This is a genomic window from Segatella oulorum F0390 (assembly GCF_000224615.1).
Lineage (GTDB): Bacteria > Bacteroidota > Bacteroidia > Bacteroidales > Bacteroidaceae > Prevotella > Prevotella oulorum.
On record NZ_JH114216.1, the window covers coordinates 240,831 to 253,798 of the forward strand.

Annotated in this window: 12 protein-coding genes and 3 pseudogenes; 7 read left to right on the forward strand and 8 right to left on the reverse strand. The window is 38.7% G+C overall.

From position 1 onward, the window contains the following. The 4 genes and pseudogenes from HMPREF9431_RS07415 to HMPREF9431_RS07430 all read right to left on the reverse strand — a co-directional run. Positions 1-411: transposase (locus HMPREF9431_RS07415; RefSeq protein WP_004380599.1), on the reverse strand; the 411-nt coding region annotated here is incomplete at its 3' end. Between the two features lie 70 nt (positions 412-481). After that, positions 482-775 (reverse strand): annotated as a pseudogene (locus HMPREF9431_RS13510) (IS982 family transposase); the annotation flags it as partial. A 190-nt stretch (positions 776-965) separates the two neighbouring features. Then, entirely contained in the window at positions 966-2,189 is a 1,224-nt protein-coding gene (locus tag HMPREF9431_RS07425; protein ID WP_004380601.1) for a HEPN-associated N-terminal domain-containing protein, read from the reverse strand. A gap of 104 nt (positions 2,190-2,293) precedes the next feature. Next, a protein-coding gene (locus HMPREF9431_RS07430; protein ID WP_404827954.1) for an IS3 family transposase occupies positions 2,294-3,672 on the reverse strand; the annotation gives its coding sequence in 2 pieces (ribosomal slippage) (positions 2,294-3,327 and positions 3,327-3,672; 1,380 coding nt in all). Positions 3,673-3,762: 90 nt separating this feature from the next. Between HMPREF9431_RS07430 and HMPREF9431_RS12390 the strand changes: the two are divergent. Then, positions 3,763-4,005, forward strand: a pseudogene (locus HMPREF9431_RS12390) (transposase); the annotation flags it as partial. 228 nt (positions 4,006-4,233) lie between these two features. Here HMPREF9431_RS12390 and HMPREF9431_RS07440 read toward each other — a convergent pair. Next, positions 4,234-4,455, reverse strand: a complete 222-nt coding sequence (locus HMPREF9431_RS07440; protein WP_004380604.1) for a hypothetical protein — start codon at positions 4,453-4,455, stop codon at positions 4,234-4,236. 12 nt (positions 4,456-4,467) lie between these two features. Then, positions 4,468-4,683, reverse strand: coding sequence for a hypothetical protein (locus tag HMPREF9431_RS07445; RefSeq protein ID WP_004380605.1), 216 nt, complete (start codon positions 4,681-4,683; stop codon positions 4,468-4,470). 2,014 nt (positions 4,684-6,697) lie between these two features. Between HMPREF9431_RS07445 and HMPREF9431_RS07460 the strand changes: the two are divergent. Next, positions 6,698-6,937: pseudogene (locus HMPREF9431_RS07460) on the forward strand (transposase); the annotation flags it as partial. Positions 6,938-7,149: 212 nt separating this feature from the next. On the opposite strand, the gene HMPREF9431_RS07465 reads toward HMPREF9431_RS07460, so the two are convergent. Next, on the reverse strand, positions 7,150-7,665 hold the full coding sequence (locus HMPREF9431_RS07465) for a hypothetical protein (RefSeq protein ID WP_004380610.1): 516 nt from the start codon (positions 7,663-7,665) through the stop codon (positions 7,150-7,152). A gap of 207 nt (positions 7,666-7,872) precedes the next feature. On the opposite strand from HMPREF9431_RS07465, the gene HMPREF9431_RS07470 reads away from it, so the two are divergent. The 5 genes from HMPREF9431_RS07470 to HMPREF9431_RS07490 are packed head-to-tail and all read left to right on the forward strand — an operon-like array spanning position 7,873 to position 12,394. Next, on the forward strand, positions 7,873-8,784 hold the full coding sequence (locus HMPREF9431_RS07470; RefSeq protein ID WP_004380611.1) for a helix-turn-helix transcriptional regulator: 912 nt from the start codon (positions 7,873-7,875) through the stop codon (positions 8,782-8,784). Further along, the gene (locus tag HMPREF9431_RS07475) at positions 8,781-9,743 is read left to right on the forward strand and encodes a hypothetical protein (RefSeq protein WP_004380612.1); all 963 of its coding nucleotides are present in this window, start codon (positions 8,781-8,783) and stop codon (positions 9,741-9,743) included. The genes HMPREF9431_RS07470 and HMPREF9431_RS07475 overlap by 4 nt, the downstream gene beginning before the upstream one ends. A 9-nt stretch (positions 9,744-9,752) precedes the next feature. After that, positions 9,753-11,012: an MBL fold metallo-hydrolase gene (locus HMPREF9431_RS07480; protein ID WP_004380613.1), complete on the forward strand. Its 1,260-nt coding sequence runs from the start codon at positions 9,753-9,755 to the stop codon at positions 11,010-11,012. A gap of 6 nt (positions 11,013-11,018) precedes the next feature. Next, the gene (locus HMPREF9431_RS07485) at positions 11,019-11,828 is read left to right on the forward strand and encodes a PGN_0703 family putative restriction endonuclease (RefSeq protein ID WP_004380614.1); all 810 of its coding nucleotides are present in this window, start codon (positions 11,019-11,021) and stop codon (positions 11,826-11,828) included. Next, positions 11,825-12,394, forward strand: coding sequence for a metallophosphatase domain-containing protein (locus tag HMPREF9431_RS07490; protein WP_004380615.1), 570 nt, complete (start codon positions 11,825-11,827; stop codon positions 12,392-12,394). Before HMPREF9431_RS07485 ends, HMPREF9431_RS07490 begins: the two co-directional genes overlap by 4 nt. A 241-nt stretch (positions 12,395-12,635) precedes the next feature. Here the strand turns inward: HMPREF9431_RS07490 and HMPREF9431_RS13515 are convergent. Further along, positions 12,636-12,968 (reverse strand): IS256 family transposase, variant Zn-binding type (locus HMPREF9431_RS13515; protein ID WP_458693805.1); only part of this gene is annotated, 333 nt, incomplete at its 5' end.

A 12,968-nucleotide genomic window follows, 5' to 3' on the forward strand; every position in this document is an offset into this window, starting at 1 on the left:
AACGTCTTCCCGACAACTGTTGGCCAAGTAAGAGATTTGCTGTTTGCTATAAGCCCGACCATAAACCGTCTCTATCACCTCACTAATCTGCTCGGTGGTAAGTCCCTTGGTATAAAGTTGATAAACCAAGGCAGCACGCTCTTCACATTCGCTACGAATAATCCCTAAAAGTACGGGATAGAAATTGCCGCTACGGCTACGTGGAATGCGCAAGACGAACGTATAGCCCTTACAATACCAACGACGAGGACGAAAGCCATTGCATTGCTCATTTTTATTCGCTTTGACGAATAATTCGCGCTCATGGGCCATCAAAGAATTCATAATCAACGATTGAAGCGTGACAAAACCTTCACTGCTACTTGTGTAATTCGAAATAATTTCCGAAATTTGTCCTTGTGTAAGTTCCATATTCTTGTTGTTTTTTATTACTTAATGCAAAGATAAGAATTATGTCGAGCTTACACACTTTTTTAGACACTACCGCTACATCCCTTTCCAATTCTACTATACGGCTATAAGAAACAACTTTTGGAAACAGATGGTGAAGCTGCTTGCATACTTTTTCAAGATAGAAATGTTTGAAGCAACGATAACCAGAATCGTGGAAAAGGATCATTATCAGCATAACTTCTGCCTTTGACATTGTAGAATTTCGATGATATTTCCTTTTTCCTGTAGGTTTTAGCGTATATTTTGCTGTCATTGCATCAAAAAACTTGCAGAAGTCATCTGCCATACAAAATATTTCAGTAACTTTGTCCTCGGTGATCATAGTGATTTTTGTTTGTAACTGTTTGTATATTAGTTCTTTAAAGTTACAATAAATTTCGCTAATCACCAAATTTATAGACACTTATAATTCGTCGAACTCACGTTAAATACTTGATGACTATATTTAAAAAATAAGGTGCATAAAATTATTTATTTGTACTCTCTGTAAGTGTTAGTATACTTTCCTTAGTTTAGATCTTGCATATTTTTTCTTCAACAGAAATCAATTCCAATATATTCGCACTTGTTTTATCATCATAGAAAAGAACAATATTATCAGTACCAACAAGAGAACTTTTATATATGATTCCATCAAAATGACTTCCATCCTTAGCGCGTTGGATAAATCTAAGATATTCTGAAAATGCTTGAGAAGGAATGTAATCTAACTCTGGTTTATCAGTACTTATGGGTTTTGATATTTCATCATGAAACTGTTTTAGGAATAAGAAAGTCTGCCAATCATTTTCATTTTTCATCCAAAAACTAGGCTTAGGAATATTGCAAAGGTTGATTAGTTTCAAATCTTTGGTTGTTCTAAACTTTCCCACATAAATTATAGTCTCTTTTTCTTCTAAATAATGTCTTATCTCTTTGCAGCAGGTTTTTTCTTCGAAAGCACCATAAAACATGGATACTCCGACTGGACTCATCCTATTTGTTTTAGCAAACTTTATAGGAGGAGCTGTCAACTCTTCAAATAATTTGTATGGTGCACCATCCCCATTAGGGCGTCCTCTATAAATATATGTGCCAGCCTTTAAAATATCTTCCAAGAGACATACCTTTTCACCAACCTCGCTGAGAATATCTATTTCTTCCCCATGAGTATCAACAGTGTCTTTATAATAACTTATGTCTCTAAAGAAGGTATATCTTTGTTTTTTTACTCTTTCTGAAAATTTTTCCCACGCATATGCCATTTCCTCGTGGTAGAGTAAAGCTGTCGGGTCTTTTCTGATCCAACAATCAACGTTAAAGCAGCTGGCTATGTCCTCAGTAAGTTTGTCATTATCAGTTATCAACTCAAAATCAAACATCAAGTCTTCTATATCTGTATAATATTCCACATCTGAAGGGGCAATATAAGGACCTCGTCTTTTATAACCAGGAATCTCATCCTCATCTTTGTCAAGAAAGCCGCTAGCTAAATACAACCCTTCATCATCAATAGGCCCCAGGTAATTCGTGAGCCTTTCTCCAACAAAATCCATGAAAGCAGTAAATTTACAAACCTTTGTTTTACATTTGCAGTATGAACATTTTCCCATTCTACTATTATCTAGTATAAATTGCTTCAAATGACTATTAGTAAAATGACTTAAACAGACGTATTTGTTCTCTTCGTCGGGTGTAACGTAACCACGAGAAAACAACTCCTCCTCTTCCATCATAAGTTCTTTAACTCTTCCCATAAGTTTATGAATATTTTATTTTGAACATGTGTTATTTTCATTATGAAATGATTTATGTACAAAGGTGTACGTTGTCAAACAAAAGTGCACAACTACAAATATAGTTATTTACTCTGATATTTCATTGTTTTATTATCAGAAATTCTTTTGTTGATTGAATTTTGCTTTATTATTTCTCTTATCTTTTTGATTTTCTCCCCTTGTCCTAAATATACGTCTATAGGTGTAAGATTATCCAACGATTCATGAAATCTTCTCTCATTATAGTATTTCACACACCCATCGATAGCATTTTCTAATTCAGAGGGACAGAAATAATGATTTAGTTTTATCACATTTTTCATCGATCTGTGATATCGTTCTATCTTTCCTTGCGTCTGCGGATGCAAGGGTTTGCCATGAATATGCCCGATGTTATATACCTTACCGAGATACTCCTTGAGCGAGGAAGCAATATAGCATGGCCCATTGTCCGATAGTAAGCAAGGAGGATTCTGAAGTGTAACCCCGGCCTTTTCAACTGCCTTGTCTATTGTTCTGGATACATCTTCAGAGGTCATGCTCGAGCATAGCTCCCAATGGATGATATACCTGCTGTAGTCATCAATTACCGTAGAGAGATAATACCAGCCCCAACCCTTGACTTTGAAATAGGTAAAATCGGTCTGCCACATCTCATTGGGGAATTTAGTCTTATGATGGAACTCATCGGCTGCAAGGACGAAATAATGCTCCATACGTTCCAATAGACCTCTTTCATGCAGAATACGATAAAAGCTTGATTCTGAAACGAATATCTGACTTTCTTCCAATAAAAGAACTGACAATTCCCTGGGGGTGAGCTCAGGATGCTCTAAAGAAAGTTCGACCACTATTTGTCGAATATGGTCGGGGATGCGGTTCCATGTCGTCTGCCTCCTATAAGGCGTTTCTCTGAGAGCATTCACTCCCCCTGTGGCATATTTCTGATACCAGTTATAAAAAGTACGCCTTGGAATACCTAAGCATTTGAGGGCCTGAACAATACTTAACTCTGAACGCTTTACTGACAGAACTATAGTCTCTTTCTCTTCCGCACTATAACGTATATACAATTCATGCATAGGGCTTATTCGATGAGTTTCAAGCTTTTTTTTACAACGTCATATCTCACTACCAAATCGGCAAGGGCTTCCTTTAAGCGAATATTTTCCTGACGAAGTTCCTTCACCTCATCACTTGTTGCTTCACGGACGATGTCACCATCAAGGCGAGCTTTACCAGCCTCAATAAATTCCTTATTCCATTTGTAGTAAGTGCTATCTGATATACCATATTTACGGCAGAGCTCGGCAATACTATGTTCGCCACGGATTCCTTCCATCACAATTAAAACCTTTTGTTCTGAAGTGAAAATTCGTTTCGTGTTACGACGAATATCCTTTAACAAGGATTCTGATGTTCTCTGCTGAGAACCTGCTGAAAGATTCTTTTTTGTTGTCATTGTGCAAATATACTTTTTTATTAATATAATTCATACTAAAACCCCAAACTTAATTGAGGTTCCAGTTGTGCACTTTTGTTTGACAACGTACAGTATCCCATCGTCATAAAATCATAGCGTGACAACTGGAAACGCCTCACAGAATACTTCCAATATACACCTGCGATACGTAAGCTGATATACACCACCAACACGGTTGAAGGCTACCATAGACAAGTACGTAAGGTAACGAAGAATAAAGGAGTTTTCCCGTCCGATACTTCTCTCGAAAAGCTTGTGTATCAGACATACCGGAACATACGTGAGAAGTGGATGATGCCACTTACAAACTGATCTCAGATATCACAGCAATTAGCAATAAAATTTGGAGAACGTTTTGAAATCATGTAACTTTGCCTCGGAAGAAAGGTTCCTCATCTGACCGGCACGATTAGAAATCGTATTATCCATATGAGGTAAAATATGAAGGATTAGAGCCTTGACACAGTTGAAATTACACAACCGAGGATATACGGGGTGAATTTGTCAGTTGCTTTCATTGCTGTAAGTTTTTTATTAACGTTAAACGATAGCTTGGATAATTTGCATTCTGTGTTGGGGACTGACCATTTCAAAGCAGAATGCGATAAACTCTTTTCTTGCTTCTCTGCGCAACTCCTTGTACAATGTTTTCAGTTGCGGATGATTGCCGTTGATGTAGGTTTCATACATATACTCGAAGATGTCGTCCACTTCGTAGTATCGGCATTGCTGGCTGGGTGTTTTGCTGTGTCTTGTTTTCATCTTGATTTATGTTTATAGGGTGAATATCCAAAGAATAAGGGCGAGAATACTTACGAGGGTGAGCACGTAGAGGACTATTGCCCAAAAGATGCGGAGCACACCTGCGATGACTTCCGCAAGCAAACCGACTATCATACCGACCGCCCAAAAGACGATGCTTATAACGCTTGTGAGCAGCAGGCGAAGGGTTGCGCGCAAGGCTCGGTGAATGTTGATTGACTTTTCCATTTTGCTAAGGATTTTAATGTTTAATGCGGATCCAAGAGCTTGAGGGAGTTGAGTTTCACTGCTTATCTGTCTCTCGTTTATCCGACATTTTTTTTAATGCGTCTTCCTGTCGCATCGGTCGTTTTCGTTTCAGGTGCTTAACAAAGGTAGGGATGAGCGAATGCAAGGTTTTTGAGGGAAAATACTACCCGGAGCAAAACGCAGTGGAGCGTAGGCGTGGAGATTTTCTCCAAAACCGAAGGCTCCGACCTTGCAGCAGCGTAGCATCCCGGAATTACCTTTGCGCCTGAACGGGGACGACCAACGGATGCGATACGGTGAAGACCGCATCGAAATGGAGGTAAACGGAAAAGAGACAGATTCGGATGAAAAAGTAAAAAATCTGATTGCATGCCATACAATCAGATAGTAAAAAGCGTAATGAAGCGGGCATGTAAAAGCCACCTATAGAAGATAAAGACGGAAGAGGAAAGGTACGAAGTCTGCTTTTCGGGCTTGCTGCGATGGGCAGGGGTGTACTTTTCCTACGGCTTTGTCAGACAAGTCGGAGGTGTCGGAGGTAGACGGGTGAGGGATTTATCACTACCTGAATAGCTCCGACTTCTCCGACGACAAACAATGCGGCTTTTACAACCGCTTCCAAGAGAAGGAAAAACATCGAAAAAGAAAAATCTGAAAAATTGTCTTGCTGAAATCCATACCTTGGAAGTATGGCCGATACACAGAAATGTGGCAGGAAGCAGATTTGCCGAAACTCTTTCGACAGACTGCTCCCTGCCTCTTTTCGTCGGTCATGCTAAAGGCAGGAATGTGTTATGCCCGATAGCGAAGTTTGCGAAGAGAGGGCATAACTTGTTCCTGCCGAAGATGAGGATGATTTCAGCAAGACAATTAAACCATCGAAATAGCAAAAGAAAAGTTTGCTCAATAAAAAAAACAAGCGTTTTCTTTGGTCGGACAGCACATTTTATTTATCTTTGCGTCAATAACAAGAGTTGTTTGAAACGACAGCAAATCAAGGAAGTCCGGGGAATTTGAGTAGTAACCAAATCGTAACCCTTTTCCTTTTTTCAATTTTATAAGTACTTATAATCAAAGAGTTATAAAGAATCGACTCTTTTCCTATTGAAAATGATGCTTTTCCTGATGATGCAGCATAAATCATGCAGCAAACACCACTACTTTTGTGTGTAAAACAGCCCACTTTACACCACAAACACAGCGCTTTTGCATCGTTATTGCACACAAAAAGAGGCGAAAACAAGGCGCAAAATGAGCATTTCCGCCTGTTTTTCATGTGCCGTTTTGGCGTTTGTTTTATAACCACCTGGCTATAAGCGTTATACCTACACATACCATTTTTGGCGTATTCCCATCCAAAATCTTTTGAAATGAAAATACGCCAATCCTATAAGACATTTTAAGAGTTCTGCGAAAACTTTTATATCCATTTCCTTGTTTTTTGATTAAGATGTTGTATCTTTGCTGTGGATTCGACATGAGTCCTTGCCGATGCTACGGCTTCGGCGTTCGCGGGAGGGCATTGCTCTCCCGTTGTTTGTTTACACGAACTTCCCATTTTTAAAGAATAGCCGTACCTTTCCTTTTTCATAAACCCACACTTCGTCCAGTACACCATTGTTGGCTTGTAACTTTTTGATGATGGTACTTCTTATGAATCTGTCAGAGCATCCTTTCGTATTGTCAATAACAACATTGGAGCTTTGCTTCATTCCATGGGTAAGCATATTCTTGATTTTCCTCTTATTTCAAGGTTTGAGACCTCTGCAAAAGTCTTTTTACACTTAAAAGCCACTATTGATAATCAATGAGTTATATTTATGATTTCGCTATCTATATGAGGTTTTGCAGAGGTCTCGGTTTAACAAAACCTTCATATTCGTAGAACTTTCCATTTACCTCAAAATCGGGACACTTGCCTTCATATCTGGTTCCGATGAGTTTGGCGTACACTCTCTTGTAAGCTTCAGACTTGAGCTTATATGACAAAATGAACAAGCTGATGCCGATGTGGGATAAGATTATGTTAAGAAAACGCTATATCATCGAGTGCATCCATGAACTTTTGAAGAATAAAGCTAACCTCGTACACCACTCATGATATCGCTCAATACATAACTTTATCATGAATCTATGTTCTGCCCTTACTGCCTATTGCTTTTTTGACAATAAACCTGAGGCACTACCTGTTTATGTCGAAAAAGCAAAGCAGTTAGAACTGTTTGCATACTGACCTTATCCCGAACTCGAGTATTATATCTGAATTTGACTCCCAGCACAGGCTACGACTACTACATTAGTGTAAGCATCATATAACTCATTGACGACAGCCAATAAAACCTCTTCGAGATTGTTAATATGGAAGAGGTGTCTCGTCGTCAAGAAGAATCTCTGGCTCAACCATCGCTGGAAATGAAGGCGATCATTCGCCCAGCCTTCTTTCAGCTATTCTGTCCGCGTGCGTGTTCTTTCTATGATTATAAATAACCGTTTGAACTTGACCACAGGTCGGCCAAGGTAGGTGGAAGTATTATAGTCGTTAGCTTTTGCCCATTCAGCCACTGCGTTTCGAGATTCCTCTGGATAATAAAGTGTTAGAATCTTCTTATTGATTCGGTCTTGCCAGTTCACAACAGGCATCTTCATATCATCCAATACAGGTATCTTGGAGATTCGGAGGGCTATTGCCACTATGCTGGTACAGAAGTCGCCCTTTTCCAATATTGGTTCTACGTTCAGCTCTCTTTTTACACCTTCTACAAGATTTTTAATGCCAAGAATATCATCGGTGAGATCTAATTCTGCAATAACATTTATTTCTGTATCTGCAAGCCTATGGAACATATCGGTATCCTTATGCCCTATTTGTTTGAGTCCAATGTGTGTTTGAAATCTGATAGACTCAACGGCTCCCTTCTTTGAAAGCTCATTCTTGCGATTCTGTTTTCTTTTCTTTGCCATAACTTATCTATTTTAGAATTTGGATATAAAATTATTATCTGAGTATGCAAAAGTGCTACATAGAATAAAAAAAACAATACGTTTTATAAAATTTTCAAGAGGTATGCAATGATGTTGCAGATACGATGATTATCTTTGCACTATAGTCTACGGACAAAGTTCCACTACTCATCATACTATATAATACGAATAAGGAATGAAATAAAGATGATTAGCAAGACATTCAACCGATACATCTGGCTTCTTAATACGTTGCTGCAACAGCGACGGCTTACCTTTGAAGAGATAAGCTATCGATGGAAGGATAGTTATCTTGGCGATGGGAAGCCCCTTGCTCTGCGTACATTTCATGTACACAGGGAGGCAATAGCGGAATTATTTGGGGTTGAGGTGAAATGCGATTCCGCTACATACGAATATTACATCTCATCACCAAATGAGTTGCGAAGTGACAGAACCCGCCAGTGGTTGCTCAACTCCTTCACCATATCCAATATGATTGAGGCTGGTCGCAACATGAAAGACAGGATTCTGTTTGAGGACATCCCTTATGGGGCAGAATACCTCCAGACGGTCATTGATGCTATGCAGCGAGGAAAAGAATTGCAGATAGTCTATCAGCCTTTCGACAGGCAGCGTGCAACCTACCATCTTCAACCTTATGCTATGAAGGTCTATAACCAAAGGTGGTACATTGTAGGCTATCTGAACGAGCACGAAGGCCTCCGTAACGTTGCTCTTGACCGAACGGTCGAAATGGAACTGACGGATAAATCCTTTGTGGTGCCAAAGGATTTTGACGCAGAGGAATACTATGCCAATACGGTTGGCATCTTTGTGAATGAAGACCTGAAGCCTCAGAAAGTGGTTCTGCGAGTATACGGAGTGCATGTTGAATATATACGCTCGCTTCCACTTCATTCCTCTCAAGAGGAAATCAAAACCAGCGATGGGGAGTATAGCGACTTCCTGTATTGGCTTTGTCTTACACCAGAATTGATTACAAAGATATTGTCAATGGGCGAAAAGGTAGAGGTGCTCGAACCTGATATTCTTAAAAAAGAAGTTCTCAAGCGACTTTTCAACACCATAAATCGTTATTTAAATTATCAAATATGAAAGACAGAGATTCATTCAGAGGAACAGCGATAGATGAAGCGTTCTGTGAAGATTTCAAAAGCACAAAGTTTTATACAGAAATCTATCAGAAGCATAAAAATGAAATCATCATCGGAATAAGAGATGGATATATAAATCTCTACTACAATTGTGATAGTATTGCAAAAATTAAAGTGGACAAACCCTCTATAGCCGAACTTAAATCTTATTATACAGATGAAAAGGCGGACATTTTATCTGACAAAGATTATGTTTCATTTTATGATATTATCAAGAAGAACAGTGACCGTAGAAATAAAAAGGAGAAACAGGCGCAGGAACGCCTCTTTATTGATAATAATAACAACCCTTCATCTGGATGGTTTTGTATAGACGTTGAATTTACAAAATCTTTAAGAGGGAAAGATACAGCAGAAGATTGGAGATTTGATATTATCGCCATCTCCAAGGTTGCACCATTTAGAGTTGCGCTTATTGAACTAAAATATGACAAAGAAGCTATTAAAGGAAAATCTGGGGTACGCACTCATGTTAGGGATTTCTATACTTTTCATAAAGAAAACAGGTACGAAAATTTAAAAGATGAAATAGTCAGCATAGTTAAATCACTACAAAGAATCGGTGTAGATGTACCATATAGTTTTGCGGGAATAAGCACCAACAAATTTGCTATTTACCCCGAATTCTATTTCATTATGATTAACAACAATGCGAAAGCAGGGGCTTCTACTCCTGAACAAACAATGAGTGGCTACCTGTTTAAAGATAAGAGATGGAACTGCAAGAGAATCTCAAAGCATGTTATTGAAGAGGGGGATTATTTTACACTAACGGAGAACGACAAAGACTTCAAACCAATATTCCTGTTTTCTTCTGCGACATTGCCAAACATTAGGATTCAAGATATATTGGATTTTGATAATTACAATATAATACACTCATATCCATACAACAAATAGAGTAAAAATATGGCAAATATCAAGGTACATAGAGGTCTTAATCAGATTGGTGGTTGCATCACCGAGATATGGACAGATACTTCAAGGGTCTTCATCGACTTTGGGCAAAATCTTCCAGGCAATGATGAATCAACGACTCCAGAAGAAAACTTTAGTATGGTTGCAAATATTATCAATAAAAATATGAAAGAACACGAAGCTGTGTTCTACACCCATGCTCACGAAGATCATGTCGGCTTGTTCTGGTATATCCCTATTGATCAGTATATTGGAGAAGGAAGTAAAGAACTGTTGCTAATTAAGTATAGGATACTCGAAGAGGCCATTAAAAAAGAGAAAGAACAATACAGCCAGCAGCCGATACTTGATTCTCACAAGAAAATCATGTATGAAATGAAACATGTATCTGCAGTTGCTCATGCAGATGAAGTGAAGGAATTTAAAACATGGACGCGAGCAGAAGCAAAGAAGGCTCCTGCATCCATAACAATAGGTGACATAAAGGTTACTCCGTTCTATAATTGTCATAGCATTTATGATTCCTACATGTTTCTTATAGAGGCTGATGGCAAACGCATCTGGCACACAGGAGACTATCGCGAGCACGGCTATCTGGGCAAAGGACTTTTCCCGACACTGAAGAAATATGCCACAAATATAGACGTGCTAATTACTGAAGGCACGATGCTGAAGCATGAGGGCAGATGTATCCATGAACGTGAGGTGTCAAGGAAGATGGCAAGCGTGATGCAGGCATTCAAATACGTCTTTGTCTTGGCATCAGCTACAGATATAGAACGACTGGCAGCAATAAAAGGAGCAGCAATAAGCGCACAGAAGCCTTTGTGCATCTGGTCCTTGTTCATAAAAAGAACGATGGGACTCTTTACGGAAAGGGAATCAAAACGCTCGCGAGGTTTGTTTTCCTTTGACCCTCTGTTCTATAGTGAAAGACTTTACGGCAAGTTGAAGCGCAGAGGATTTACCATGATTGTTGGAACATCACAAATAGATAGAGTCAAAGGCCTTATCGACAAACTTCCGCAGGAGGAGATCTTGTTGATATTCTCATCTTGGGATGGATATTACAAGATTCCTGAACAAGTGAAAGCCAACCCGAAATACAAGGAGTTTCGTGAACTGTTCCACAATGTTGTGGACATTCACACCTCTGGCCATGCGGACAAAACAACAATAAAGAAGGTTATAGAAACTATCAAGCCAAAGAAGGTTATCTGCATTCATAAAGAGGCAGGTGCTAAACTATAAGTATATATGGACAGAAATATTCTAAAGGACGCGTTAGTAGGTGTAAACGGAAGACGAGATGTGGACTTATTGGTCAGTTTGTCTAAACAACATTATGATGAACTTGAAAATGGAAGTGGGAATGCATTAAAAGAATGTCACTTTATTGACTCTTCAACCGCTTTGAGTATTAATTTCTTTCTTCTTTATGAGAAATTACATCCAGAAGCAACTGTCATATTTGAATGGGATAAGAGTTCACCGTTGAAGGTCGGTGGCAAATCGAATCTTGACGTTAAAGTTGATAAAGGCAAGAAAGTCATTTACTATGAGTCAAAATTCCTTGAGCCATATTATATGAGCAATTCTCGTTTTACGGACTCGTACTTTATGATAGAGAACTATTATGATCACTGGAAATTCACAGAAGACAAGCTGACTGATATATTAAGAAGCTTTCAGTCGCTTACTTATTATAACGCTTCTCAGTTGTTCCGGCATTTGCTTGCTATTGTCAATCATATAATTCATAATAAAGATGAGTATGAGAACGTTTCTATCGTTGAACTCAATAGCATCTCATGGGAAATGGAAAATGAATTCATAGATCTTCTGAAATTGACAAGTAGATCAAAGAGTCATGCTATTAAGCGATTCAAGATATTAAAAGAAGAGGAACTCATAGTTAAGGATATGTTCCAAAAAATTATTGAGGATTATATTTCTGATATTATCCCAAATAATCTTACCCTTTTATTTGAGACCTCAAGGTACAACAATGTTATAGATTTGATTGATAACCACGAAGGTTTCAAAAAAAGATACTTTATTAAATGAAAATCCTTCAAATCTCAGATACCCACAACCGACACCAACAACTGATAAACCTACCAGGTGCTGATGTCATTGTGCATTGTGGTGATTTCACTGATATGGGAACCGAAGATGAGGTACTTGAATTCCTTAACTGGTTCATAGAGCTGCCTTACCCTCATAAGATATTTGTTACCGGCAACCATGATCTCTGTTTATGGGAAGCAGACGGTATAGAAGGCCTACCTGACAGCGTTCACTTCCTCCAAGACAGAGGGTGCGAAATTGGGAGTATAAAATTCTTCGGATTAGGCTACAATCATCCCGAAAGCCTGATACCTTATAATGTGGATGTACTTGTTACCCACGAACCGCCAGCAATGATACTTGACGAAAGCAGCAATACTCATTGGGGCAACGTGCCTCTTCGCAACAAAGTATTGGAAATCAAACCACGCTATCATCTGTTTGGTCATGCTCATGAAAACTACGGCACAGAAAATAGGAAAGGGATCATTTTCTCAAACGGCTCATCTCTTGACAGCTCATATACAATAGTCCGTAAGCCCAAGTTATTTATTTACAAATAATACGAGACCTCTGCAAAACCTCATATAGATAGCGAAATCATAAATATAACTCATTGATTATCAATAGTGGCTTTTAAGTGTAAAAAGACTTTTGCAGAGGTCTCAATACGAGTGTTATTTCGTCGTAATAACGGAAAAACTTCGTCATGAAATCTCTGTCATTCAGGCGTAATGGACATTTGGTAGGCTGAAAACCTCTCGGGTTTTAGTAATGGACATTTGGTAGGCTGGTTATTCCAGCCTACTTTTTTGTATTTATGAGCCCATCTATAAACTTCTTTTTGTTAGCTTCATTCAATCCATTATGATTATGTAGTGCTCTTTTAAGTTGTGAGTTAAATCCTTCCAACAGGTTTGTTGTATTAGGTATTTGTATATCCGGATGCTCCTCACACGTATAGAGCCATGGCAGATGTGTCTTAATAGAACGTCTTGCCGTTCTCAGTCTTCTGTGTGTATAAGTTGTCTTACCCGAGATTAGGAGAGTTCGTTCATTTAGGAACTCTTTCCATTTATCACACCATTTATCAAAAGCAGTTATAAACTCTTCTTTTCTCATAGAGAACATCCTTCT

Coding starts and splice junctions, on each gene's coding strand:
- HMPREF9431_RS07425 (WP_004380601.1), bottom strand. CDS start 2,189: ATGGGAAGAGTTAAAGAACTTATGATGGAAGAGGAGGAGTTGTTTTCT.
- HMPREF9431_RS07440 (WP_004380604.1), bottom strand. CDS start 4,455: ATGAAAACAAGACACAGCAAAACACCCAGCCAGCAATGCCGATACTAC.
- HMPREF9431_RS07445 (WP_004380605.1), bottom strand. CDS start 4,683: ATGGAAAAGTCAATCAACATTCACCGAGCCTTGCGCGCAACCCTTCGC.
- HMPREF9431_RS07465 (WP_004380610.1), bottom strand. CDS start 7,665: ATGGCAAAGAAAAGAAAACAGAATCGCAAGAATGAGCTTTCAAAGAAG.
- HMPREF9431_RS07470 (WP_004380611.1), top strand. CDS start 7,873: ATGATTAGCAAGACATTCAACCGATACATCTGGCTTCTTAATACGTTG.
- HMPREF9431_RS07475 (WP_004380612.1), top strand. CDS start 8,781: ATGAAAGACAGAGATTCATTCAGAGGAACAGCGATAGATGAAGCGTTC.
- HMPREF9431_RS07480 (WP_004380613.1), top strand. CDS start 9,753: ATGGCAAATATCAAGGTACATAGAGGTCTTAATCAGATTGGTGGTTGC.
- HMPREF9431_RS07485 (WP_004380614.1), top strand. CDS start 11,019: ATGGACAGAAATATTCTAAAGGACGCGTTAGTAGGTGTAAACGGAAGA.
- HMPREF9431_RS07490 (WP_004380615.1), top strand. CDS start 11,825: ATGAAAATCCTTCAAATCTCAGATACCCACAACCGACACCAACAACTG.